This window comes from Geobacter grbiciae (genome assembly GCF_018531165.1).
Classification (GTDB): Bacteria; Desulfobacterota; Desulfuromonadia; order Geobacterales; family Geobacteraceae; genus Geobacter; species Geobacter metallireducens.
Genome location: NZ_JAHDIW010000001.1, coordinates 444,082 through 466,986 on the forward strand (window position 1 = coordinate 444,082; position 22,905 = coordinate 466,986).

Here is a 22,905-nt window from a genome sequence, read left to right on the forward strand (position 1 = left end):
AGTTGAAGGATGCCCATGTATTCCGGACAATTCCTTGCTGTCATCTCCGCGGTGCTCTTCGGCATTTCTCCTGTCTTATGCAAGCTGGTGATCGGTGAAATGTCGCCTGCCCTGTTGGCAGGCCTTCTCTATTTAGGGTCGGGGATCGGACTGCACATCCTTCTGTTGTTTCAGGGGAAAAAATCAATCGAGGAGGTAAAGCGGCTATCCCCGAAGAAGCGGCTTGCCTTGCTGGGTTCGATACTCTCCGGTGGTATTGTCGCTCCGCTCTTTCTTGCCTATGGCATAAAATTGGGCACCGCTTCAGAGGTTTCTCTCCTATTGAATTTTGAAACGGTGGCAACCACACTCATTGCGTGGTTTGTCTTCAGGGAGCATGTGGGCCTCGGCGTGTGGGGGGGCAAGGCGCTTATTCTTCTCGGCTCGGTATTTGTTATTCTTAAAAACGACGGCGCTCTTGCCTTTTCCTCTGCCGGGCTGCTCGTCCTTCTGGCCTGCGCGTTCTGGGGGATCGACAACAACCTGACTCGCGACATCGAGGAGCTGCCGGCAACGGTTCTCGCCAGCATCAAAGGGTTTGGCGCCGGGGCGTTCAACACACTCCTGGCGCTCGCTCTCTCAACCGGAACGGCAACCGTCCCTCAGGTCGCCGGTTCGCTCCTGATCGGCGCCATGAGCTACGGCATGAGCCTGGTTCTGTTCGTCGAGGCGTTGCGGAGAATCGGTTCAGCCAGGACCAGTACCCTCTTTGCCATTGGCCCTTTCATCGGGACGTTCCTCTCCGTTCTCATTCTCGGCGAGCGCCCGCCAGCGACCTATTGGGTTGCCGCGTCACTCATGCTGGCGGGGATAGCGCTCCTCCAGCGGGAAATGCACGGCCACCCCCATACTCACGAGGAGCTTTCTCATTCCCACAAGCACCTGCATGATGAGCATCATCAACATGAGCACGCTGAAGGTGAGGGGACGGAACCCCATGACCATCCCCACCTGCATGAGCCGCTCACCCATTCCCACGTTCACTGGCCCGATATCCACCACAGGCACAGCCACTGATCATGGATGGGGGCCTAAGGTTGCCGCGGGGAGGCCAATGTGAAGTAAAAGGTTGCCCCGTTGCCCGGAGAAGACTCAGCCCAGATATCTCCGCCGTGACGGTTGACGATCCGCTTGACTATTGCCAGGCCGATGCCGGTTCCCTCAAATTCTTCGCCGTTCAGCCGTTCGAAGACCTTGAAAAGCTTGTTCTGATAGGTCATGTCGAAGCCGACGCCATTGTCAAGCACAAAAAATACGTCCCTCTCCCCCTGTCGTTTCCTCCCGAAAGAAATGGCCGCCCGGCTGCTCCTTGCCGTGAATTTCCATGCGTTGCCGATCAGGTTCTGGACTACCATGTTCAACAGTGAAACATCCCCATGGGCAACCAATCCATCCTGGATTTCCACCTCCACCTGCCGGTCGGGCTCCGTTTCGCGGAGCATGACGGTTACGTCGCGGGCCAGTTGGCTCAGGTCGACCGTTTGAGGGTTTTTGAGGGTTCGCGGGATCCGCGAGAAGGAAAGGAGGTCGTCGATCAGCATTCCCATCTGTTTGCTGGCGGCATCGACCCGTTGCAGGCAGTTGATCCCGGCCATATCCAGATGGCCGCCATAATCCTCGCGGAGAATGTTGATATAGCCGTTGATGTGCCGTAACGGCGCCCGCAGGTCATGGGAGATGGAGTAGCTGAACGACTCCATCTCGCGGTTGGCCTGGATCAATTCCGCCGTTCGTTCCTGCACCCGCATTTCCAGGTCTTCATTCAGGGCCAGGATCTCTGCTTCCGCCTCTTTCTGGGCAGTGATGTCAATGAAGCTTTCAAGAAAGTGCGGAATGCCGTGCACCATGACCCGCCCGACGGTTTTCAGCACCGGCACGATGTGACCGTCAGCCGCACGGAGCATCCGTTCGGAATTGTCGATTTTCAGGTTCTGCTCCTTCATGGGGCAGGCACCGGTGCAGTCGGGGTAGATGAACGAAAAACAGAGTTGGCCGAGGATGTCTTCACGCTTCAGCCCAAGGCTGCGGCACGCCGTTTCGTTCACGTCCGTGATCACATGGTCTTCCTCCCGGATCAGGAGGATGCCCGATTCGAGAGAGGAGAAGATGGTCTGCAACAACTCCCGATTCTCGGTGAGTTCGCGGTTTGTCGTGTGGAGATGGTCGAGGATGTGGGCGAAGGAATCCACCAGGATGCCCAAGGGGTCCACGTCGATCAGGGTGTTGTCGTCGAGTTCCTCCTGGCGGAGCGGCCGGGTGCCCATGACCGTGAGCATCTGGTCGACCTTGCGGCGGATGTAGTCGGACTTGCTGGCGAGCCGGGCGCGGAGCCGGGCATTTTCCTCCTTGAGTTGCGCGAGCTCGGCCGCGGGGCCGTCAGGGACTCGAGCCGTTATCGTGCCGCTGGTTTGCGGTTGATGCTCACTCATTGCCGGACACCCTGATGGCATAGTAGCCGTCCCGGGGGGCCACCACAGCACAAAATCCCATGTTTTGCGCCGATTCGGGAATGGTGTGGGTCGAGTCGCGATTGGTGGTCAGGAACAGGAGGGCTACCTCGCCTTTGCGCAAGGCAGCAGCATGGCTGTTGATCTCCCGCAGGGCGATGAGCAGCGTGGACGGGCATATCTGGCCCCGGATGTCGTATTCGATAGTGTCGACAGCAGCGGATGTCATGATTGTATCTCCGGCAAAATGTAGGGCGACACGCTCAGCGCACTACCCATCTGGTTAGTATGCAAGCTCCGAGCCAGGCGCCCGGAAGGATTCCTGCCAGGAAAAAAATGCTGGAAAATGCAAGGATGGGCAGCCCCCCCAGAAAATGCCAGACATTACAGGCAGGAGCCATGCGCGAGGCGAGCCCCATCAGGATTCCCCCCACTGCCGCCGAAAGGTACTGCCGCCAGGGGGCGGGGTGGCCAAGGGTGAATTCGCCAAGGGAGAGGGCGGAAACCGTGCTTCCCAGGATGATGCCGGCAATGAGCGGGAACTGGATCAGGGCAATACCGTCTAGGGCCGGCCCCGGCCCTCCGGTCAGCATCATGCCGGTCAGGGGATTTCGGCAGGAAAGGGGCTGGGAAGCAAAAAAACCGAGGCCCGCCACATGGTCCGGGAATACAAGCTGTTCACCCATGGCGCCGATTTTCGCGTAGGCGTTTGTGATCCCCAGCGGCATGCCGATCAGCAGATACGAGGCGAGGCTGACGCCGGCAAGCACGAGGGCCGCCTGCCACAGCTGCAGGGCTCCCTTGGCATAGAGCCTGCGTGACAACTGTCCGTGCCGGCACCAGAACGTGACTAGTCCGCCGAGGATGGCAATCGCCACGGCAATCAGGGGGGTCGGTGACAGACTGAAATATTGGGGAATGGTAATGCTTCCTGAGAAGAGGGTGGTTGCGGTCAGGAGGCTCTTCCAGAACGGATGGAACTCAGCGTACAGGGCGCTGCCGATGATCAGGCCGATGAAAGCAACGAGGCTGGGGCGGTTCCCTGCCCCCAGGCGGTAGAGGGTGCCGACGACACACCCCCCGGCCAGCACCATGCCGATCCCGAACAGCACCCCTCCCAAGGTACCGGCAAGCGACGCCGGACCGAGGAGGGGGAACGGATAGAGAGGCAGAAGACCCAGGAGTCGGGCACCTTCAAACAACACCATGGCCACGGCCAGGTAGAGGACCAGGGCGCGCAGCCTGGCCGTCGACCGGAAGAGGAACAGGTCCCGGAACATGCCGGCAATGCAGAAGTCAGCACGGTGCATGACAAAGCCGGCAATCAGCCCGAGCATCAAGCCAATTGCCGTCACTATGACCGTGGGCGAAACGAACATTACCGCCTCCCTTTGTGCCTGATGTTGCTTGATATTCCTTTTTCATACCACAGTTACGCCGTAGTGCGATGGAATTTCCACTTGCCGTCAGCCGGTGATGCCCGTATCAGAAGTCTGATAAGCGGCAATGGGCTGTGAAAAAAACATGCCCGCGACCGGTTGGACCAAATCCTGGTCCAAATCCCGGTGCGCGGGCAAATAGTGCAGTGTTTCAGGCTGGTTGGCGGATAGGGCGTCGAGACCGCTATCCGGGCGAGGGATCGATTTGTTACATCATGCCGCCGCGCATTGGCGTCATGGGAGTAGTGTTGCTCCAGTAATAGCGGTTGCTCGTCATATTGCGGAACATGGCCGAATAGTTCACGAAGCCGCCAGTCGTTGGTATCGCTCCGATTTGTGACTGCATGGTTGTCGTCATGGTTGTCATGAACGTGCTGGTCATGCCGAGTCCATTCATGGCATTTGCCGCGATTCCCGACATATTGGTGTTAATCGTGGCCATCATGTCACGGTACCGGTTGACCTGCACACTGCTGCCGGGCATGACCAGGTTCGCCTGTCCCCCCATGAGGCCCGCCATTTGTTGCGCGATTGAGTGCATGGTCTGGTAGGAAGCCGCATTTGTTCCCGACTGGGACTGTGCCATGTAATCAGCCATCACGTCGATACCTGCGGGCAGATTCATCTGGTTCCGGAGTTGCGTCATGGCGTCGGTCAGGGTCATGGCGGGATTGGCCGTCATTTTTTCTCTGACAAGCGTAGTCATGGGGCTTATGAATCCCGGGTGCCCCGCGGGGGCGGACATGACATAGTTGTTCGCGACCGCGGTATTGGTGTCCTTGTCAACGGTCGTTCCGGCAATGGCGCGGACGACGACCGGGTACATGGAAGCATCGGCGGCCGATACCGTCATGCGGTATGCCCCGTTGGCATCAGTCGTCGTCTTTGGCTCACCGCTATCCCACTGGTAGTTGCCGTTCTTGTCCAGAAAGACCTCTGCCCCGATGAGATAACCATCGGCAACAGTGCCGCTGATTGCTGTCGTGGCCGGACTGCCTGCGCCCCCTCCACCACCACATCCGGCAATGGTTACAGCCATGGGAATGAGAACCGCCACAAGTACCTTCTTCATCGTGTTTTCCTCCTTCGTGCGCCGAGTCGGCATTTAACTACTGTTTCTGTCAAGTATCCTACAGCACCTTTTGTATGAAAGTATATATATTTTGCGATTAATTTCCGCTTATGAGTCCTTCGTAACTATGCGATTCACAGAGGGATTTCCGGTCTGAGGCGCTTCGGGACGCGTTACCCGATTGGCCAGTATGAAAAATATGTTTGACAAGTTTGCTGGAATCATATAGCTTAACGTTAAGCTATATGACATGAAAATAAAGAGGCTGAAAATGAAACAGGCAAACAACTACACTGCCTATCGTGCTCTGAACAGTTACACCAAGCTGATGCGTGCGGCGGAGTCAGTGACCTCCCGCACCAGTCGGCCGATGACGGCAGCAGGTCTGACCATCAGCCAGTTTGGCGTGCTGGAAGCTCTGTTGCACAAGGGACCATTGTGTCAGCGGGACATCGCGGCCAAGATCCTCAAGAGCACCGGCAACATCACCATGGTGATCGACAACCTGGAGAAACAGGATCTGGTGAGGCGTGAGCGTGACATGGAAGACCGGCGCTATCTGACTGTCCATCTGACCGAGAAGGGGACAATACTCATTAATAAAGTGTTTGCGGATGTTGAGGCATCGATCGTTGCCGAAATGTCCACGCTTTCCGCTGATGAGCAGGAACAGCTGGGAAGTTTGTGCAAGAAACTGGGATTGAAAGGGGGAACCAGCCAAGCATAAAAAATTTGTCCAACTAGTTTAATGTCAAATTATCTGGCATCCAGCCAGGCATAACAACAGAAAAGGAGAAACCATTCATGAAACGCATCATCGCATCAATCGCCACTATCGCCGCCCTGTCCCTTCCGGCCTTTGCCTTCGCCTCCACCTGGACTATCGACCCCGACCACTCCAATGTCGGTTTCAAAGTCCGTCACCTGATGGTGTCCAACGTGAAGGGGAATTTCGACAAGCATAGCGGTACCGTTGAAATCAATGACAAAGACATCACCAAGTCCAAGGTGAACGTCAGCATCGACACCGCTTCCATCAACACCAACGTGCAAAAGCGGGATGAGCATCTGCGCAGCGCCGATTTTTTCGATGTGGCCAAATATCCGACCATGACCTTTGTCTCGAAGAAGGTGGCCAAGAATGGCAAAAACAAGCTGAAAGTTACGGGAGACCTGACTTTGCACGGTGTTACCAAGCAGGTAGTGCTTGATGTGGAAGGGCCCACCAAGGAGAGCAAGGACCCGTGGGGGAATATCCGCAAAGGCGCCACCGCCACCACCAAGATCAACCGCAAGGATTTCGGCCTGGTCTGGAATGCGGCCCTTGAAACCGGCGGAGTCGCCGTGGGCGATGAAATAGCCATTACCCTGGAAATCGAGATGATAAAGAAGTAAAGAGAATGGCTCTGGGCCGGGAGGGGGAGGGTGCGACCGCACCCTCCCCCTCCCGGCCTGAGCGGTTATCGCAGGAAGCATAGACTGACCCGGCAGTATCGTTTCTAAGGACAGATCGCTATGAAACAGGCCCAAGACATCAGCACTGCGCTCAACAGCCACCCGGTTCGCATTATCGAGCCTGGCAAACGCGCCCATGCCGCAGTGGCCCTGATTCTGGAGGAACAGCCAGACGGGCCGAACATCCTCTTTATCCAGCGGTCAACCGACGAATGCGATTACTGGTCTGGTCAGATTGGGTTCCCGGGAGGAAGAACGGAAACAAGCGACAAAAGTACGCGAGAGACCGCCGAGCGGGAGACGCGTGAAGAGATCGGCCTGGATCTTGGCATCGCAACGTATCTTGGACGGCTCAATGACCTTGTGCCAGGCGGCTTGCAGATCGTTATCGCGTGTTTCGTGTATGCGGTAGACCGACAGCCGGTCCTGAATCTGGACAGAACGGAAATAGCCCGTGCCTTCTGGCTGCCGGTCCGTGAATTGAACAACCCTGCCCGCCTTACCCGGGTGGAATTTATCGGTCGGAGAAGGCAGAGGAGATTCCCCGCATTGCGAGTCGGCGACGGGACGGAACAGCCGCTCTGGGGGATAACGTACCGGTTACTGCGCAATCTGGACAAGATACTCAGGGGTGCCGGCAAGCAGGTGCGGAGTACCTGCAAGGAGCAAAAACCATGATCACCATAAATACCGACCATTGAACAACACAAGAACGGATAGGCAAGGAGGTTAAGAATGAACGTTACAGAGGCAATAACAGCGAGAAAGAGCGTAAGGGCCTATCTTGACACACCGGTCCCGGCGGATGTCCTGGAAAAGATCGTTGAAGCAGGGCGCTGGGCGCCGAATGCCGGGCCAATCCAGCTTTCGGTGGTCCGCAACGTCGAGCTGCGGAAGAAAATTAACGACGTGACACTGGACGCCATGGCTCACTCAGGCATCGAATTCCTGCAGCAAAGGGCGGTGCTGCCTGGCTATCAGCCGCTTTACGACGCTCCAGTTCTGATCCTCATTTCAGGTCCGGTGACTATCCCGATCAGCGCCGTCAATGCGGCGGTCTCCGCTGAGAACATGCTTCTCCAGGCAACCGGCGCCGGACTGGGATCGTGTTTTCTCCTTTCCCCGACGCTGGCGTTCGACGGAGCAGATGGCAGCGATCTTTTACAGAAAGCGGGTATCCCTGATGGGTACCGTGTCCAGTGCGCAGTCATCGTGGGGTACGCGGCGCCTGAGAGCAAGTTCACCACTGGCGAGCGCACTATGAAGGGCGCCGTAAGTTACATCGACTGATCAGGAGATTACATCATGAAAACCCACTTTTGGGATGCAGTGACACAGAGAAGGACCTATTACTCTCTCAGCAAGGAACGGGTGACGAGCGATGAGCGGATCGGGGAGATTGTCGGTGAAGCGGTAAAGCATGTGCCGTCGCCGTTCAATTCCCAGAGCGCCCGGGTGGTTGTCCTCCTTGGGGAACACCACGACCGGTTGTGGGATATGACCAAGTCGGAGTTGGAAAAACTCATGCCCCAGGAAAGCTTCCAGGCAACTGAGGAAAAGATAAACGGAGCATTTCGCAGCGGCTACGGTTCGATCCTCTATTTCGAGGATATGCAGGTCGTCGGGGGGTTGCAGCAGCAGTTCCCCCTATACAGCGACAACTTCCCCGTCTGGTCCAATCAGTCATCCGGCATGCTGCAGTACGCCATCTGGTCGGCCCTGGAGTTGGAAGGATGGGGAGCATCGCTGCAGCATTACAATCCGGTCATCGATGATTCGGTCAAAGCAGGCTGGAACATCCCGGACAATTGGAAACTCATTGCGCAGATGCCGTTCGGTAAGCCGGTTGCCGAGCCTGTCAGTAAAGAATTTCAGCCAGTTGCAGGCCGGGTAAAGCTGTTCAAATAGTGAATTGAATTACTGACGTATCGCGGTAGGCTTGAGTGATTGGAGCCAAATTTATCAAGGCAGGTATCGCCTGTCCCAACGCCGGCAACCGCTATGCCACCGTCGGCAAACAGCCGAGACTTCCCCCCGAACAGCAGATGAACTCCTCGCGCCACTTCATGCGGGAACTGAATCGCCTCGGCCTCACCAGCTGTGGACGCTGGTGACGGCAGCGTGAAATATAAGCTGACATGAAGAGATTGGCTGCAATCGAAAGGAGTTGCCATGAATTCAGTCCGCAAGATCAGGCAAATATTGAAGGGGAGGCCTACAATCGAGGGGGCAGGCGTCCACCTCAAACGGGCCTTCGGCTACTCCCAGGTACCCCAGTTCGACCCGTTCCTGATGCTCGATGATTTCCATTCCAGCAACCCGGCTGATTACTTGCCCGGTTTCCCCTGGCACCCTCATCGCGGGATCGAGACCATCACCTATGTTCAGGAGGGGCTGGTGGAGCATGGTGACAGCATGGGGCACAAGGGGGTGATCGGAGCCGGCGACGTGCAGTGGATGACCGCCGGCAGCGGCATCATCCACCAGGAAATGCCCAAGGAAAGCCCCACTGGCACCATGTGGGGATTCCAGTTCTGGGCAAATTTGCCGGCCAGCCAGAAGATGATGCCCCCCCGTTATCGGGATGTGAAGGCGGCGGATATTCCCGAGGTAACCCTGGAGGACGGCGTATCGGTGAAGGTTATTGCCGGAACGGTTGAAAACGTACAGGGGCCGGTGAAAGATATCGTCATCGATCCGGAGATGCTGGACATCAGCGTCCTGGCCGGCACCGTATTTCAGCGGCCTCTGCCTGCAGGGCACACCGCCTTTGCCTACATCCTGTCGGGGGAAGCCTATTTCGACGAGTGCCGCGACGCGTATGCCCACGAAACAACCAGCGCCGGTTGGTCCGATACCGAGCGCCACTGTGTCTGCCAGCCGGAAACGGTGGTACTGTTCGAACATGAAGGGGATGTCGTGCGGGTTTCCACGACTGAAAAGCCGGTGCGCTTTCTCCTCGTATCAGGGAAGCCGATCGGCGAACCAATCGCCTGGTACGGCCCTATTGTCATGAACACCCAGGAAGAGCTGAAAACCGCTTTTGAGGAGTATCAGCGAGGAACGTTTATAAAACACGAATAGCGGCCGGTACCCGTGCGCAAGGTAGTTATTGAAAATATGGGAGGAGGTTATGTCACAATTCGTCAGTCTGTTATCCGATCAGGTCGAGCGGGTGCTCCCCATGATCGAAGCCATCTATAAGGACCTCCATCAGAATCCCGAACTGGCGCTGCAGGAGATGCGTACTGCCGGCATTGTTGCGCAGAAGTTGCGCGAAGCCGGCTTTGAGGTAACGGAAAAAGTCGGCAAGACCGGGGTGGTCGGCATCCTGAGAAATGGCGATGGTCCGACGGTCATGCTGCGTGCAGACATGGATGCCATGCCGATGAAGGAAGATACCGGAGTGCCGTACGCCAGCACCAAGGAAGGATTCAACGCCAAGGGGGAGACCGTGCCGGTGGCACATTCCTGCGGACATGACATGCACACCTCGTGGCTGCTTGGCGCCGCCACGGTACTGTCCCTGGCACGCGAGACCTGGCATGGCACGCTCATGACGGTGTTCCAGCCGGCGGAAGAGACCGCCCAGGGGTCGCAGGCGATGCTCGATGACGGACTGACGGAGCGTTTCCCGCGGCCTGACGTCATCCTGGGTCAGCATCTACTGCCGTTCCGAGCCGGTACTGTCGGCTATCGTTCGGGGCAAATTCTGACCTCCGGCGACAGCCTGCTGGTACGTTTTTTCGGCAAGGGAGCCCATGGCGGCATGCCGCAAAACGGCATCGATCCGATCGTGATGGCGGCCTCAGCGGTACTGCGCCTGCAAACCATCGTCGGTCGCGAGATTTCTCCCCAGGCCCAGGTTGTGGTGACGGTAGGGGAGTTCCATGGAGGCACGGCGGAAAACATCATTCCGGCCGAGGCGTATATAAAGCTGAATGTGCGGACGACGGACGAAGCCGTGCGCGATCATGTGTTGGCAGCGATCAGGCGGATCTGCGTCGCCGAGGCCCGCGCCTCTGATGCGCCGAAAGATCCGGAGTTCGAAGAAATCAACAATTACCCGCTGACCGTCAATGATGCGGAAGTGACCAGAAAGGTTGCCGATGCGTTCCGTGGCCAGTTTGGCGACCAGTTGTTCGAAGCGCCATCCCAGGGTGCCAGCGAAGACTTCGGTCGTTTCGGTCAGGCATGGAAGTCTCCGTATATGTACTGGTTTGTCGGAGGCAGCGACCCCGAAAAGTACGACCAGGCGGTACGGGAAGGGGCGGTGGAACGGCTGCCCGGTCCCCATTCACCATTCTGGGCGCCCGTACTGTATCCCACACTGCAAACCGGTCTTGAAACTATGCTGACCGCTGCCGGTGTCTGGTTGGCCAGATAGATCAAAGGGAATCAGCATGGCAGACTCGACAACGGTAGGGGTCCGCTCCGCCACGCGGTTTTCCGCTGTCTGTGGATTGCATCACTTGTCTCCAACCTGGGTACCTGGATGCAGAATGTGGCCGGGGTGTGGGTTCATGACCACGGAGACTCGATTGGCGACGCTGGTGGCGCTCATGCAGACGGCTCTCCGTCTCGTGCGGCTCATGGGGCATGGGAGCAAGCAGATGGTCGCAACTATATTGACGGGTTGGAGAACGATTACTGGGACGTCCTCAACTGTTTCGGCAAGGACTATGTCGAGATAAAAAGAAGACCCCTGCCGTTTCATAAAAACCTTCTTTGTGAAAGTTTTTGTGAAAGTCAGGGGCCTGCTCAGTCTAACCAGTTGATTACACTGAGGTAAATATGGCGGAGAGATAGGGATTCGAACCCTAGGTACCGCAAGCGGTACAACAGATTTCGAGTCTGCCGCCTTCGACCACTCGGCCATCTCTCCTGAAGTGATATTCTGTTTGAGAGAACACGTCCGGCTGGTCTTGGCCGGAAGAGGTTTACTTATAGCCCACTTTTTTCTAAAACTCAAGGATCCTGTGGCAGGTCTCCGGTATGGAGGGGACAAGGAGGGGCGGGTGTGATATGGTGTCCGCTGGAGAATGCATGACCGGAATATCGCCCCCCGTTGAACCGTTGATAGCGTGCCAGCAGGTGCTCCTGGAGGATTCCTCGGTTTTCTCCATTCAGTGGCTGACCATGCCGGAGCCCGGTGCGGCCGGCGTTACCCCCGATCTCCTCTTTGACCGCTACCTCGCCTACATCAGGCGATTCACCCTTTCTCTCATCCGTCCAAAGGTGACGGACAACGGGGTTGAGTTTCGCCTTCTGGGCCTCCCCGTGAGCCTCATCAGCTTCGCATCGCCCGTCAGGTCGGAAGAAGGGAGCGGGGCATCCCTGTCTCTCCCCGTCTGCGGCGGCCTTCTGGTGTTAGCCAGCCAGGGAGCCCTTTCGTTTCTTGTTGAAGAAGCCGCAGGTGGCGTGAGGCTTACGCTCCGCCTTGCCCACTCCCGACCGCTGCTTCTGGGGAGCGCTCCCGTTTCCCCTGTAAGGAAGTTCCTCTATCGCTTCACTCAGGCGCATATCCACAAGGTGGTGACGGTGCGGTTCCTGGCCCGGCTCTACTGGCAGCTGACCGGTTGCACGGCCTGCGCGAGGGTCGTGCCGGTCCGGGTCTGTCAGGGGGAGGAGCTGTAGCCGGTACCGATTGCAAAGCGGGGCTGCCGTGCTACGCTAGTGGTGTAACTACGCTTGGACACAGGAGGAACATCATGAAAGACAAGGATCGCGTAGCAGTATGCGAGCGGACAGAGCGGAAGGAAGAACGGGTGAAGGTGAGGAACCTGAAGAGCGGCGAGATCGGGTACACCTCCTTCTGCACCGAGGCGGGAGAGACGATCCAGGTCACGCTGGAGAACGGCCAGTTTGACAGTTGGGTCTATGCCGACTGCGAGGAGTTGCCCGAGTAGGGTGGTGTCGTGGAAGAGCGCTCGTGCAGGAGAACGCCCGTTAAGGTGGGATGCTGGCTCGTGGAGCTGGACGGGGCATCCTGCCTTTATACGTTCGACATCTCGGAGAACGGGGTTTCGATCATCACCAAGGATCCCCGGCCGGTGGGGCAGGTGGTAAAGCTCCAGTTTTACACTTCCCGGTCTGCGCAGGCCGTCACCCTGGAGGCCCGGGTGGTCTGGAGCCGTCTGGAACCGGAGGGGGGGATGGGGCTCGCGTTCAGCGATCTCGACGCCGAGAAGAGGGGCGTGCTCCGCTCCTTTATGGCGGAGCTGAAAAAGCGCAAGCTCTAATCCTTCGAGTAGAGGACGGCCACCGCTGTTGCCTTCTGCTCTCCCACCGACATGTAGCCGTGGGGCTCGGAGGAATCGTAGTAGATGCTGTCCCCCGGGTTGAGTCGCATGACGTCGGTGCCGTAGTGGAATTCCAGCTCCCCTTCCAGAAGGTAGATGAACTCGAAGCCGTCGTGGCGGTAGAAGAAGGCGTCGTCCCACTCTGTCAGCTCGAATTCCACGAGGAACGGCTCCATGGGCTTTTGGCGGATGCCGGGGGCGAGGGAGCGGTAGACGTAGCCGTGGGGGGCGTCGTTCCCGGTACGGCGCCGGGTTGCTGTCTGCTGGGTGGCTCGCGTCAGCACCAGTTTCTGCTGATCTTCCTCTTCCTCGAAGAAGTAGTGGATCCCCACCTTGAGCCCCTTGGAAATCTTGAGGAGCGTGGCGATGGGGGGAGTGACCTGTTCGTTTTCGATCTGGGACAGGAGCGGCTTGGAGAGGCCGGAGAGCTCCGAGAGTTCCTGGAGGGTGAGCCGCTGTTCCTGGCGGAGCTTGCGGACCTTCTCGCCGAGCCGCAGTTCCTTGATCTGGGATTTTATGTCTGGCACGGTCACCTCCTCTCTCCCGCCCGTTATAGGGCAATCGAACGGGCAGCGTCAAGAGCTTATATATAATGGGAATCCGAGTGAGTTTGACAGCCGAAAGGACGTTGACATCGCAGGGTAATTTGGCTACTCTTTCAACGGTTTAAGGTCATCCCTTCCGCTGCTGCCGAGGCATTTCCGATGCGTATCTGTCGCCTGTTCATTGTCCTCATTGCGCTCTTTACCGTTGTGCCCGCCTGCTCGAAGAAGGAAGATAAGCTCTTCTATGAGACGGGGCGGGCCGAAGCGCCGGTAAAGGACGTTCCCAAGGACATCATGGCCACACAGCAGGCCTTCGTGGAGTTGGTGAAGAAGGTTACGCCGTCGGTGGTCAACATTTCCACCATCAGCAGGAAGAAGGTCGAGCAGCCTTTTTTCGAATTTTCTCCCTTCTTCGGCGACTTGTTTGGCGACGGCAGGCCCCGCTACCGCCGCGACAAGAGCCTCGGCTCCGGGTTCATCATCAACAAGAGTGGCTACATCGTCACCAACGACCACGTGGTGCGGGACGCCGAGACCATCAAGGTCAAGCTCTCCAACGAAAATGTCTATGACGGCAGGGTTGTCGGCAGCGATCCCAAGACCGACATCGCCGTCATCAAGATCGACGCCAAGGAGGATCTCCCCGTGGCGGTCCTGGCCGATTCCGACAAGCTCCAGGTGGGGCAGTGGGCCATCGCCATCGGCAACCCCTTCGGCCTCGACCGGACCGTGACCGTGGGGGTGGTATCGGCCACCGGCCGCTCCAACATGGGGATCGAAACCTACGAGGACTTCATCCAGACCGACGCCTCCATCAACCCCGGCAACTCGGGGGGGCCGCTCCTGAACGTCCACGGGGAGGTGATCGGCATCAACACCGCCATCGTGGCCGCCGGCCAGGGGATCGGCTTTGCCATTCCCGTTAATATGGCCAAGCAGATCGTCACCCAGCTCGTCACCAAGGGGAGTGTGAGCCGCGGGTGGCTCGGCGTGTCGATTCAACCGGTGACCGACGAGATTGCCCGGGAGTTCGGCCTCAAGAAGGCCCGGGGGGTGCTGGTGGCCGACGTCGTGGAAGGGAGCCCCGCCGCCAAGGGGGGAATCCGGCAGGGGGACATCATCCTCGACTTCGCCGGCACCGAGATCAAGGACACCCAGCACCTCCAGCGGGTCGTGGCCGCAACGGCGCCGGGGAAGACCGTGCAGGTGACGGTGTTTCGCGGGGGGCGCGAGGTGCAGCTTTCCCTCACCTCGGCCAGCGCCGACAGCGCCGTGGCTCGGCAGGCCCGCCCCCAGGGGGAGGAGCCCGACCTCCTCGGCCTTATGGTCGAGGATATTCCTTCCGACCTGCGCCGCCGTGGCGTATCCGGAGTGGTTGTGGCCGAGGTTGACGAGGAGGGGATTGCCGCCGAGGCGGGGATCCAGCGTGGCGACATCATCGTTTCGGTGAACCGCAAGGGGGTCGCGACCCGGGCCGAATATGAACGCGGCATGGCGGAAGCCGGACGCCGGGGCACGGCGATCCTTCTGGTGCGCCGGGGCAACGCCAGCATCTTTTTCTCGCTCAGGCTGCGCTAACTCCTTCTTCCGGGGCTGTTGCCGGGAGTCTGCAATGAATTCACAGGAGAGGATATCTCATGAGTCTTATCGATAACCCCGACCAGGCAAAGCGTCTCGCCCGGGCCATCATCTCGGACATCGCCATCTACAACCGCGAGAAGGTGGAGCGGGGGATCAAGGAGGATTCCATCTTCGAGCTCCTCGCCGAGGAGATCGAGGAGGGGCGCCAGCACTTCCAGTCGCGGGTGGCGCCGGAGCTTTCATCCGAGGCCATCTACGACATGGCCCTCGTGGACGTGCTCATCAAGAGGGCAGGGAAGATCGAGTCACCGATCTGGTGATTGAGGGGACGCACAACGGTTTATGCGGACGGGGCGCGATCAACGGTCGCGCCTTCGCCGTTTTTGAGGATCAATGGACACAACCTATGAATTCATAGCCCCCGGCGAGGGGGAGGCCGGCCGTCTTGACCAGTTCGTGGCCCGCTCCGTGGAGGAGATGACCCGCTCCACGGTACAGCGCCTCATCGACGAGGGACGGGTGACGGTGGACGGGAAGGTGGAGAAGCCGTCCCTGAAGCTGCGGGGAGGGGAGCGGATCGTGGTGGCGGTGCCGCCGCCGGCTCCGGCGGTTCCCGAGGCGGAGGAGATTCCGCTCGTGATCCTCCACGAGGACAGCGACCTGGTGGTGGTCAACAAGTCGGCGGGGATGGTGGTCCACCCCGGAGCCGGGACGCCGGGCGGAACCCTCGTGAATGCGCTCCTGGCCCACTGCACCGACCTGTCGGGGATTGGCGGCGAGATCCGCCCCGGCATCGTCCACCGCATCGACAAGGACACCACCGGCGTCCTGGTGGTGGCCAAGAACGACCGCTCCCACGAGGGGCTCGCCCGCCAGTTCCGGGAGCACACCATCAAGCGGATCTATCTGGCCCTGGTCTTCGGCTCGCCGAAAACCGAGACGGGGCGCATCGAGGCGGCCATCGGCCGCCATCCCACGGACCGCCTCCGGATGTCGGGAAAGGCGAAACACGGCAAACATGCCGTCACCCACTGGAAGGTTCTGGCCCGCTACCCGGGGATGACCCTCCTGCGGCTGCGGCTGGAGACGGGACGGACCCACCAGATCCGGGTCCACCTGGCGGAATCCGGGCATCCCCTGGTGGGGGACGAGGTCTACGGAGGGGGCGGCCGGGCCAACGATCTGCGGGACCCGGTCCTGAAGAAGCTCGTCCGGGAGCTGGGGCGCCAGGCCCTCCACGCCAAGACCCTCGGCTTCATCCACCCGGCCAGCGGCTCCTACGTCGAATTCGACACGGAGCTGCCGGAGGATATGGCCCGAATCATTACCTATCTTGAACAGCAAGGAGCATAGAAAACCATGGAGATGAAACGAGCCGACAAGGTTCACTATCTGGAGCCGGAGCTCCTGACCGCCGCCGGGGCATCGTTCCACGGCTTTACCTCCCGCCACGAGGGGGTGTCGCGCCCTCCGTACAACTCCCTCAATCTGGGGACTGGCACTAACGACTCGCCCCACTCCGTTGAGGGGAACCGGAGCCTCCTGTCCCGGGCCTTCGGGGTGGAGGCGGGGCGGCTTGTGACCGTGACCCAGGTCCACGGCACCGACCTCCTGGTGATCGATTCTCCCAACCCGGACTACGCCTACTTCCAGAAGCTGGAGGCCGACGGCATCATCACCAACCAGCCGGGCGTGATGATCGGGGTCTGCGTGGCCGACTGCGTGCCGGTGCTCCTCCTGGACCCGGTTAAAGGGGTTGCGGCGGCGCTCCACGCCGGGTGGAAGGGGACCGCGGCCGGGATCTGCCGCAAGGGGGTGGATGCCTTTGTCAGCCTCTTCGGCTCAGAGCCCCGGGACATCCTGGCGGCCGTGGGGCCCGGCATCGGTCCCTGTTGCTACGAGGTGGACACGCCGGTGGCCGAGGCGTTTCGGGCCGGGGGCCACGACTGGGACGCGGTCGCCACCATCAAGGAGATGGCCCGGTGGCAGTTGGACCTGGTCCGGGCCAATGCCCTGCAGTTGGGGGCAGCCGGCATCCCCGAAGGGAACATTGAGACGGCGCCCCAGTGTGTTTCGTGTGCCCCGGAGTTCTTCTTCTCTCACCGCCGCGACAGCGGGGAGACGGGACGGCAGATGGGCTTCATCATGTTGAAGGGGTAAACCGATGGAATTCGCCATTTCCGACCAGATCCGCTCGGTCCACGCACCCCCCATCACCGAGGTGAAGGGGTGGCTCGCCAGCCGGGAGCCCGATCCCGGGCGTCCCCTCATTGATCTCTGCCAGGCGGTGCCCGACTACGCCCCGGCCCGGCAGTTGACCGACTACCTGGCGACATGCCTCGACGATCCGGCCATGGCGAAGTATTCTCCCGACGAGGGGCTTCTTGAGGTGAGGGAGGGGGTCTGCGCCCGCTACGGCCGGGTCTACGGCGCGGCCCCCGCGCCGGAGGGGGTCTGTCTCACCATCGGCGCCAGCCAGGCCTTCTGGCTCGCCATCGTGACCCTCTGCCGGGCCGGGGACGAGGTGATCGTGCCGCTCCCCGCCTACTTTGACCACCCCATGGCCCTGGAGATGCTAGGGCTGAGGCCGGTCTGGCTCCCCTTCGACGAGAAGCGGGGGGGTGTCGTGGATCCTGCGGCGGTGGAGCGACTCATCACTCCCCGGACCCGGGCGATCCTGCTGGTGACCCCGTCGAACCCCACCGGCGTCGTCACCCCGCCCGATGTGATCCACGAACTCTACTCCCTGGCCCGGCGCCGGGGAACCGCCCTGGTCATCGACGAAACCTATGCCGACTTCATCCCCTGCGGCGCGGCCCCCCACGACCTCTTCGCCGACCCCCACTGGGGGGATCACCTGGTCCAGATCATGTCCTTCGGCAAGACCTACGCCCTCACCGGCTACCGGGCCGGGTGCCTCGTGGCGTCCGACGAGTTCATCTCCCATGCCCTCAAGGCCCAGGACACCATGGCTGTCTGCCAGCCCCGCATCACCCAGCACGCGGTCCTCTACGGCGTGCGCCATCTCGATGACTGGGTTGCTGGAAACCGTCTCATGATGGAGCGGCGCCACGATCTTTTCCGGTCAGTGTTCACACGGCCGGGGAACCCCTTCGAGCTGGCGGCCAGCGGCACCTTCTTCGCCTGGGTCCGGCACCCCTTCCCGGGAAGGACCGGACGGGAGGCGGCCCGCCGGCTTGCCGTTGAGGCTGGAGTCATCTGCCTGCCCGGCGAGGTGTTTGGACCGGGGCTCGAACCGTACCTGCGGCTTGCCTTCGGCAATATCCGCGAGGAGGCGATACCCGAGGCCGTGGAGCGGTTCAGGGGGCTGGCCGTTTGATGGCGAAGCAGAGGGAGAACGTGTTGCCTTTCTCCTGAATTCTGACTCCTTGAATTCTTCAGTTACCCCTCGGCAAGGGTAAAGAAGAAGGTTGCCCCCTTGCCAGCCGCGCTTTCGGCCCAGACCGTTCCCCCGTGGCGGGTGACGATGTTGTGGACGATGGCGAGCCCCACGCCGGTCCCCTCGAAATCCTCACTGCGGTGGAGACGCTGGAAGACACCGAAGAGCTTGTCGGCGTACGCCATGTCGAAGCCGTCCCCGTTGTCCCGCACAAAGTAGACCGTTGCCCCGTCCTTTTTGAAACTCCCCACCTCTATCCGGGTATCCTCCCGTTTGCGGCTGTATTTGAAGGCATTGGAGAGAAGATTCGCGAAGACCTGCCGGATGAGGGAGGGGTCCGCCTGGCAGGGGGGAAGGTCTCCCACCGTAACCTGCACCGTGCGTCCCGCCCGTTCCCCTTCCAACTCTTCCAGAACGTCGCGGACCACGGCGGCAGGATCCACGTTCTCCCTCTTCAGGGGGTGGCGGCTGAGGCGCGAGAAGGTCAGGAGGTCGTCGATGAGGGCGGCCATCCTGATGCCGTTGCCGGCGATCTGGCCGAGATACCGTTGGGCCTCGGCCGGGAGGTGCGGTGCGAAATCCTCCAGCAGGATGGTGGCGTAGCCGTTCACTGCCCTCAGGGGCGCCCGCAGGTCGTGGGAGATGGAGTAGGAGAAGGACTCCATGTGGAGGAGGGCAGATTTCAGCTGCGCCGTCCGTTCATTGACCCGCTCCTCCAGCTCCTCGTTGAGGCGGCGGATATCCTCGGTACGCTCGACCACCCTCTGTTCCAGTGATTCGTTGATGGTCTGGAGTTCATGGACGTAACCCTGGAGCGTGGCCGCCATCTGCCGGACGTTGCCGATGAGCCCCGCCACCTCCCGAATGCCGCTGTGGGGCCAGTCAATCTCCTGGTGCCGTATCACGTCCGCGGGAAGGGTGGCGGATATCTGCTCCAGGTGGGCGATGGGGCGGGTGAACGCTGCGCTGGCCACGTGTGCGGTGGCAATGGAGAAGAGGATGAGGGCGAGGAGAAGGGCAAAACCCCGGCTGGCGTTGTTCTCGAGCCCCTCCAGAAAAGGTTTCATCGGCGTCGTGATGACAATGGACCACGGCACGTCAGCATTGAGGGGAGAATCCATGCCAAAAGATGCCTGTTGCCAGCGCTGAAGGTTGTTGCCCCTCGGTGTGAGGGGAATGAACTGGTAAAGTCCATCCGACAGCCGGCGTCGTTCCTTCCCCATGCCGGGGTCGAAGCGCTCCATCATCTTTCTGGCTGAGTCGGTGCTGGCGATAACCTGCCGTTTCCGGTCCAGAAGGGTGATGTCCATGACGCGGTTGCCGGCGATGATGCGTAGCTGTTCCGTCATGCGCGCGATCTCGACGGTGCCGGTACAGTAACCGCGGAATTCGCCATCTATGACAATGGGGGCGAAGAGGGCCAGCCGGGGCACCTTCGACACGGTCCCGTAGTCGATGTCGGAGACCGCCGGACGCAGGGTTTCCCGTACGATCCGGTGGTAGGGCATGGTGGAGTAATCTCTCCCCACATTGGAGCGCCCCTGCTCATCCACCGCCGGAACGAAGGCCACGGAGATGGCCCTGCTGTTCTGCACTGACATCTTCACAAAATGGGGTGAAAGCAACTTCGTCAGATTGGCCGTATTCTGGATGATGGCGGCGGGGGTAGTCTGGGGGTCTCCAACCTGGGACGCCAGGGTCTGAACATCGTGGGTCTTGTCGGCAAGCCAGGTCTCGATCATCTGGCGGGTAAGGTTCGTGGTGGTCTGCAACCGCTGGTGGATCCGCTGCTCTTCCTGGGATATGTCCCGTCGGATTTCGAGAACGACGTAACAGATACCCGGAATGAGGATGGCAGCCACCATGGATGTCGCGAGGAGGTGGTGGAAGTGGGTTGGCTGTTCGCCAGGGCGCCTGAAGGGCTGCGAGAGGTTTGCCAGATGAAGGAGCAAGGCGGCGGCCAAGGCGTTAAAGATGCCGTTGACCCCATGCTTGAGTGTCAGCAGGACGGCCAGAGGCAGGTCGGTCTGGCTTGCCACATGGTAAAGCAGGTAAAAGGGCATGCCGAGGCAGAACCAGTAAAGGGTGTCGAGAAACGCGATATTGCGGGACCGCCGCAGCATCCGCCCCACGACCAGGGCCTCGCCCACCCAGACCAGCACCCCCAAGGGACTGTGCCAGAAAATCAGAGCGTAGCTTGCGGCCAGGGCTGCCGCCAGGACGCCGGCCCCCGTCCCGTAGCGGAACAGGGCGAGCATGACGAAGAAAGAACCAAAGAAGATATTGACACCAAAAAAGAGGGACGGGTTCAGCCAGTTGGCGGCAAATCCGAGGGTGCCGAAGATGATGCCCGAGGCGATGGTGATTCGGGTTGAAACGGTTAGATTCCTCGGTGCCATGGTCGTCCCGTTAGCGGTGGGAAATTCTCTGGAATGCAGGAACGATTGTAAACTGTAGCGGTGGTAATAGGCAAGAAAAGAACCGAAAAACAGGCTGTTTTTGGGTGGTGTCGCCCCGGGCTGAGGAGAGAGGATGCCGCCGGGGACAGCGGGCTTTCAGAACCGGCGGCGAATTGAGTGAGGCTGGAGGGCCATGCCCCTCAGAACTCCTGGGGCATGGCCTTGACCTGGGCAGCGGTGAAGACCGGGCCGTCCTTGCAGACATAGACGTTCCCCACGTTGCAGCGGCCGCACTTGCCGAGGCCGCACTTCATCCGGTTCTCCAGGGTGGTGTAGATGGCGTTGTCACTGAAGCCGAGCTTCTCCAGCACCGGAAGCGTGAACTTGATCATGATGGGGGGACCGCAGACGAGGGCGATGGTGTTGTCCGCCGCGGGAGCCGCCTCTTCCAGGATCGTGGGGACAAAGCCGACCTTGCCGTCCCAGTCGGGGGAATTGCCGCCGGGGTCCACGGTCTTCACGAGCCGCACGTCGCTCCGCTCCTCCCACTCCGTGAGCTCCCGCTTGTAGACGAGATCCCCCTCGGTGCGGGCACCGTAGACAATCGTAATGTCGCCGAACTTCTCCCGCCAGTCCAGGCACTGCCCGATGAGGGTCCGCAGGGGCGGGAGCGCGATCCCTCCCGCCACAAAGACCAGGTTCCTGCCAAAGAACTCCTCGATGGGAAAGGAGTTCCCGTAGGGGCCCCGCACGCCGATGGCGTCGCCCACCTCCAGTTGCCGAAGCGCCTCGGTGACCCGCCCCACGGCCCGGAAGCAGCACTCGATGTACCCTTTGCGCGTCGGCGCCGAGGCGATGCAGAAAGTGGCTTCCCCGGCCCCGAAGGCCGAGTACTCGGCGAACTGGCCGGCCCGGAAGGTGAAGTTCTCCCGCACCGTCTCGTCCTGGAACTCAAGCCGGAAGGTGCGGATGTCGGCGGTCTCGTCGACGATCTCGCTGATCGTGGCGAGCTGGGGGAGGTAGATGTTTTTGCTGTGATCGCACATGGCAAAACCTTTTCTGAAACACAGAGCAACAGAGCAACTGAGAATAAATCTGAGTTCTTAACCCATCAAAAGAGATTTTCTCTGTTGCTCCGTTGCTCTGTGTTATTCCACGCTTTTTGAATTGATTTCTTCTAAAACCGCCGCGACATCGATTCCCACGGGGCAGGCGCGGATGCACCTGCCGCAGCCGGTGCAGAGGCGTTGGTCGAACTTGTCCACGTAGTACGTGAACTTGTGCATGATCCGGTTGCGGTAGCGCTGGGGCTGCACATCCCGGGGGTTGTGGCCCGAGGCGTGGTTGGTGAACTTGCCGAAGCCGCAGGCATCCCACGATTTTCTCCGCGCCCCCTTCTTCTCGCCCCCCTCATCGTTGATGTCGAAGCAGTGGCAGGCGGGGCACAGGAACGCGCAGGCGCCGCAGCCGGCGCAGCGCTCGGCGATTTCCTCCCAGAGCGGGTCTTCGAAGTGGTTGTCGAGCCACTGTTTGATCTTCTCCAGGTCGAGCTTCCCCAATGCCGGCTCGGCCAGGGGTGCGGGGGTGCCGTCACCCTCGGCAAAGAGGCCACCATGGGCGGTAAGAAGCGCCATCCCCTTGTCGGTGATGACGTCGCAGCGGTAGCCCCCGCCGGTGAGGGGGGTGAGAAAGAGGTCGCTCCCCTTGGTGTCATTGGGGGAAAGCCCCACGGCGGTGCAGAAGCAGGCGTCGTCGGCCCTCGCGCAGGCCAGGCCGATGATGGTGGTCTTTCCCCGGCGCGAGAGGTAAAACTCATCCTGGTAATCCCAGGAAAAGACGCTGTCCAGAATCGGCGCGGCGGCCACGTCGCAGGGGCGGGCGCCGAGGAGCACCGTCTCGGGGATGGCGCCGGGGTCCACGTCGCTCACCCGCACCCCTTCCCTGTCCCGCTCGTAGGTGAGAATGGTCTCGCACAGGGGAAAGAAGGCCTCCTTGGCGGAGCGGCGGGGAAGCTCCCCCAGGTTCAGCTCCTCGCCGTTTGCGAGGGGCTCGTAGAGGGTCATGGTGCCGGCGGCCTTCGGGCCGATGACCCGCTTTCCTTCGTTCACCAGGGTGTCGATGAGGCGCAGGAGATTCTGTTCGGTGATGGTTTTGGGCATAGAAAATCTCTTTTTCAGGCTGAAGCCTGAAGGCCGAAGGGAAATCAAAACCTTCAGCCTTCTACCT

General features: G+C 60.3%; 26 protein-coding genes and 1 tRNA gene. 18 read left to right on the forward strand and 9 right to left on the reverse strand.

Annotated features, from left to right (window positions below):
- The first annotated feature begins 15 nt into the window (after positions 1-15).
- Entirely contained in the window at positions 16-1,056 is a 1,041-nt protein-coding gene (locus KJB29_RS01920; protein WP_215733124.1) for a DMT family transporter, read from the forward strand.
- Between the two features lie 14 nt (positions 1,057-1,070).
- Here KJB29_RS01920 and KJB29_RS01925 read toward each other — a convergent pair whose 3' ends face one another.
- The 4 genes from KJB29_RS01925 to KJB29_RS01940 form a co-directional block, all read right to left on the reverse strand.
- Entirely contained in the window at positions 1,071-2,468 is a 1,398-nt protein-coding gene (locus KJB29_RS01925) for a sensor histidine kinase (RefSeq protein ID WP_246560118.1), read from the reverse strand.
- Positions 2,461-2,715 carry a sulfurtransferase TusA family protein gene (locus tag KJB29_RS01930; RefSeq protein ID WP_004513905.1) on the reverse strand — a complete coding sequence of 85 codons (255 nt, stop codon included), beginning with the start codon at positions 2,713-2,715 and terminating at the stop codon, positions 2,461-2,463. Before KJB29_RS01930 ends, KJB29_RS01925 begins: the two co-directional genes overlap by 8 nt.
- A 34-nt stretch (positions 2,716-2,749) precedes the next feature.
- A complete protein-coding gene (locus KJB29_RS01935; RefSeq protein ID WP_215733126.1) occupies positions 2,750-3,865 on the reverse strand; it encodes a YeeE/YedE family protein in 1,116 nt (371 codons plus the stop codon).
- Between the two features lie 268 nt (positions 3,866-4,133).
- The gene (locus KJB29_RS01940) at positions 4,134-4,997 is read right to left on the reverse strand and encodes a hypothetical protein (protein WP_215733127.1); all 864 of its coding nucleotides are present in this window, start codon (positions 4,995-4,997) and stop codon (positions 4,134-4,136) included.
- Between the two features lie 271 nt (positions 4,998-5,268).
- Between KJB29_RS01940 and KJB29_RS01945 the strand changes: the two genes are divergently transcribed.
- From KJB29_RS01945 to KJB29_RS19650, 9 genes are all read left to right on the forward strand, one after another.
- On the forward strand, positions 5,269-5,724 hold the full coding sequence (locus KJB29_RS01945; RefSeq protein ID WP_215733128.1) for a MarR family winged helix-turn-helix transcriptional regulator: 456 nt from the start codon (positions 5,269-5,271) through the stop codon (positions 5,722-5,724).
- 77 nt (positions 5,725-5,801) lie between these two features.
- Positions 5,802-6,392 (forward strand): YceI family protein, encoded by a 591-nt coding sequence (locus KJB29_RS01950; RefSeq protein ID WP_215733129.1) that lies wholly within the window; start codon positions 5,802-5,804, stop codon positions 6,390-6,392.
- 120 nt (positions 6,393-6,512) lie between these two features.
- Positions 6,513-7,130 carry an NUDIX hydrolase gene (locus KJB29_RS01955; RefSeq protein ID WP_215733130.1) on the forward strand — a complete coding sequence of 206 codons (618 nt, stop codon included), beginning with the start codon at positions 6,513-6,515 and terminating at the stop codon, positions 7,128-7,130.
- Positions 7,131-7,187: 57 nt separating this feature from the next.
- A complete protein-coding gene (locus KJB29_RS01960) occupies positions 7,188-7,742 on the forward strand; it encodes a nitroreductase family protein (protein WP_215733131.1) in 555 nt (184 codons plus the stop codon).
- A gap of 15 nt (positions 7,743-7,757) precedes the next feature.
- On the forward strand, positions 7,758-8,360 hold the full coding sequence (locus tag KJB29_RS01965; protein WP_215733132.1) for a nitroreductase family protein: 603 nt from the start codon (positions 7,758-7,760) through the stop codon (positions 8,358-8,360).
- A gap of 35 nt (positions 8,361-8,395) precedes the next feature.
- Positions 8,396-8,566 (forward strand): hypothetical protein, encoded by a 171-nt coding sequence (locus KJB29_RS01970; RefSeq protein WP_215733133.1) that lies wholly within the window; start codon positions 8,396-8,398, stop codon positions 8,564-8,566.
- Between the two features lie 58 nt (positions 8,567-8,624).
- The gene (locus KJB29_RS01975) at positions 8,625-9,536 is read left to right on the forward strand and encodes a pirin family protein (RefSeq protein ID WP_215733134.1); all 912 of its coding nucleotides are present in this window, start codon (positions 8,625-8,627) and stop codon (positions 9,534-9,536) included.
- Positions 9,537-9,585: 49 nt separating this feature from the next.
- Positions 9,586-10,839, forward strand: a complete 1,254-nt coding sequence (locus KJB29_RS01980; RefSeq protein ID WP_215733135.1) for an amidohydrolase — start codon at positions 9,586-9,588, stop codon at positions 10,837-10,839.
- Positions 10,840-11,244, forward strand: a complete 405-nt coding sequence (locus tag KJB29_RS19650) for an MFS transporter (RefSeq protein WP_425514102.1) — start codon at positions 10,840-10,842, stop codon at positions 11,242-11,244. It abuts the gene before it with no gap.
- A 3-nt stretch (positions 11,245-11,247) separates the two neighbouring features.
- Here the strand turns inward: KJB29_RS19650 and KJB29_RS01990 are convergent.
- Positions 11,248-11,337: transfer RNA gene (locus KJB29_RS01990), tRNA-Ser, on the reverse strand.
- A gap of 161 nt (positions 11,338-11,498) precedes the next feature.
- Here KJB29_RS01990 and KJB29_RS01995 point away from each other — a divergent pair.
- The 3 genes from KJB29_RS01995 (at position 11,499) to KJB29_RS02005 (ending at position 12,694) form a co-directional block, all read left to right on the forward strand.
- Entirely contained in the window at positions 11,499-12,089 is a 591-nt protein-coding gene (locus tag KJB29_RS01995) for a hypothetical protein (protein WP_215733136.1), read from the forward strand.
- Positions 12,090-12,163: 74 nt separating this feature from the next.
- A complete protein-coding gene (locus KJB29_RS02000; RefSeq protein ID WP_215733137.1) occupies positions 12,164-12,361 on the forward strand; it encodes a hypothetical protein in 198 nt (65 codons plus the stop codon).
- Between the two features lie 9 nt (positions 12,362-12,370).
- Complete coding sequence (locus KJB29_RS02005; protein WP_215733138.1) at positions 12,371-12,694, forward strand: PilZ domain-containing protein; 324 nt, start codon at positions 12,371-12,373, stop codon at positions 12,692-12,694.
- On the opposite strand, the gene KJB29_RS02010 is transcribed toward KJB29_RS02005, so the two are convergent.
- Positions 12,691-13,281: a helix-turn-helix domain-containing protein gene (locus KJB29_RS02010; protein WP_215733139.1), complete on the reverse strand. Its 591-nt coding sequence runs from the start codon at positions 13,279-13,281 to the stop codon at positions 12,691-12,693. The genes KJB29_RS02005 and KJB29_RS02010 overlap by 4 nt on opposite strands.
- Positions 13,282-13,458: 177 nt before the next feature.
- Here KJB29_RS02010 and KJB29_RS02015 point away from each other — a divergent pair, with 177 nt between their 5' ends.
- From KJB29_RS02015 to KJB29_RS02035, 5 genes are all read left to right on the forward strand, one after another.
- Positions 13,459-14,877, forward strand: coding sequence for a DegQ family serine endoprotease (locus tag KJB29_RS02015; protein ID WP_215733140.1), 1,419 nt, complete (start codon positions 13,459-13,461; stop codon positions 14,875-14,877).
- A 59-nt stretch (positions 14,878-14,936) separates the two neighbouring features.
- Positions 14,937-15,200 carry a hypothetical protein gene (locus tag KJB29_RS02020; protein WP_215733141.1) on the forward strand — a complete coding sequence of 88 codons (264 nt, stop codon included), beginning with the start codon at positions 14,937-14,939 and terminating at the stop codon, positions 15,198-15,200.
- A gap of 73 nt (positions 15,201-15,273) precedes the next feature.
- Entirely contained in the window at positions 15,274-16,233 is a 960-nt protein-coding gene (locus tag KJB29_RS02025; RefSeq protein ID WP_215733142.1) for an RluA family pseudouridine synthase, read from the forward strand.
- Positions 16,234-16,239: 6 nt separating this feature from the next.
- Entirely contained in the window at positions 16,240-17,040 is an 801-nt protein-coding gene (pgeF, locus tag KJB29_RS02030) for a peptidoglycan editing factor PgeF (RefSeq protein WP_215733143.1), read from the forward strand.
- A gap of 4 nt (positions 17,041-17,044) precedes the next feature.
- Positions 17,045-18,220, forward strand: a complete 1,176-nt coding sequence (locus KJB29_RS02035) for an aminotransferase (protein WP_215733144.1) — start codon at positions 17,045-17,047, stop codon at positions 18,218-18,220.
- Between the two features lie 62 nt (positions 18,221-18,282).
- Here the strand turns inward: KJB29_RS02035 and KJB29_RS02040 are convergent, their stop codons facing one another.
- The 3 genes from KJB29_RS02040 to KJB29_RS02050 all read right to left on the reverse strand — a co-directional run bounded on the left by KJB29_RS02040 (position 18,283) and on the right by KJB29_RS02050 (position 22,838).
- Positions 18,283-20,679, reverse strand: a complete 2,397-nt coding sequence (locus KJB29_RS02040; protein WP_215733145.1) for a sensor histidine kinase — start codon at positions 20,677-20,679, stop codon at positions 18,283-18,285.
- A gap of 200 nt (positions 20,680-20,879) precedes the next feature.
- Positions 20,880-21,725, reverse strand: coding sequence for an FAD/NAD(P)-binding protein (locus KJB29_RS02045; protein ID WP_215733146.1), 846 nt, complete (start codon positions 21,723-21,725; stop codon positions 20,880-20,882).
- Positions 21,726-21,827: 102 nt separating this feature from the next.
- Positions 21,828-22,838, reverse strand: a complete 1,011-nt coding sequence (locus KJB29_RS02050; protein WP_215733147.1) for a 4Fe-4S dicluster domain-containing protein — start codon at positions 22,836-22,838, stop codon at positions 21,828-21,830.
- Between the last annotated feature and the right edge of the window lie 67 nt (positions 22,839-22,905).

Coding starts and splice junctions, on each gene's coding strand:
- KJB29_RS01975 (WP_215733134.1), top strand. CDS start 8,625: ATGAATTCAGTCCGCAAGATCAGGCAAATATTGAAGGGGAGGCCTACA.
- KJB29_RS02025 (WP_215733142.1), top strand. CDS start 15,274: ATGGACACAACCTATGAATTCATAGCCCCCGGCGAGGGGGAGGCCGGC.
- KJB29_RS01925 (WP_246560118.1), bottom strand. CDS start 2,468: ATGAGTGAGCATCAACCGCAAACCAGCGGCACGATAACGGCTCGAGTC.
- KJB29_RS02015 (WP_215733140.1), top strand. CDS start 13,459: ATGCGTATCTGTCGCCTGTTCATTGTCCTCATTGCGCTCTTTACCGTT.
- KJB29_RS02050 (WP_215733147.1), bottom strand. CDS start 22,838: ATGCCCAAAACCATCACCGAACAGAATCTCCTGCGCCTCATCGACACC.
- KJB29_RS01930 (WP_004513905.1), bottom strand. CDS start 2,715: ATGACATCCGCTGCTGTCGACACTATCGAATACGACATCCGGGGCCAG.
- KJB29_RS02045 (WP_215733146.1), bottom strand. CDS start 21,725: ATGTGCGATCACAGCAAAAACATCTACCTCCCCCAGCTCGCCACGATC.
- KJB29_RS01940 (WP_215733127.1), bottom strand. CDS start 4,997: ATGAAGAAGGTACTTGTGGCGGTTCTCATTCCCATGGCTGTAACCATT.
- KJB29_RS01960 (WP_215733131.1), top strand. CDS start 7,188: ATGAACGTTACAGAGGCAATAACAGCGAGAAAGAGCGTAAGGGCCTAT.
- KJB29_RS02035 (WP_215733144.1), top strand. CDS start 17,045: ATGGAATTCGCCATTTCCGACCAGATCCGCTCGGTCCACGCACCCCCC.
- KJB29_RS01995 (WP_215733136.1), top strand. CDS start 11,499: ATGACCGGAATATCGCCCCCCGTTGAACCGTTGATAGCGTGCCAGCAG.
- KJB29_RS01935 (WP_215733126.1), bottom strand. CDS start 3,865: ATGTTCGTTTCGCCCACGGTCATAGTGACGGCAATTGGCTTGATGCTC.
- KJB29_RS02040 (WP_215733145.1), bottom strand. CDS start 20,679: ATGGCACCGAGGAATCTAACCGTTTCAACCCGAATCACCATCGCCTCG.
- KJB29_RS02000 (WP_215733137.1), top strand. CDS start 12,164: ATGAAAGACAAGGATCGCGTAGCAGTATGCGAGCGGACAGAGCGGAAG.
- pgeF (WP_215733143.1), top strand. CDS start 16,240: ATGGAGATGAAACGAGCCGACAAGGTTCACTATCTGGAGCCGGAGCTC.
- KJB29_RS01955 (WP_215733130.1), top strand. CDS start 6,513: ATGAAACAGGCCCAAGACATCAGCACTGCGCTCAACAGCCACCCGGTT.
- KJB29_RS01950 (WP_215733129.1), top strand. CDS start 5,802: ATGAAACGCATCATCGCATCAATCGCCACTATCGCCGCCCTGTCCCTT.
- KJB29_RS01945 (WP_215733128.1), top strand. CDS start 5,269: ATGAAACAGGCAAACAACTACACTGCCTATCGTGCTCTGAACAGTTAC.
- KJB29_RS01965 (WP_215733132.1), top strand. CDS start 7,758: ATGAAAACCCACTTTTGGGATGCAGTGACACAGAGAAGGACCTATTAC.
- KJB29_RS02020 (WP_215733141.1), top strand. CDS start 14,937: ATGAGTCTTATCGATAACCCCGACCAGGCAAAGCGTCTCGCCCGGGCC.
- KJB29_RS01920 (WP_215733124.1), top strand. CDS start 16: ATGTATTCCGGACAATTCCTTGCTGTCATCTCCGCGGTGCTCTTCGGC.
- KJB29_RS01980 (WP_215733135.1), top strand. CDS start 9,586: ATGTCACAATTCGTCAGTCTGTTATCCGATCAGGTCGAGCGGGTGCTC.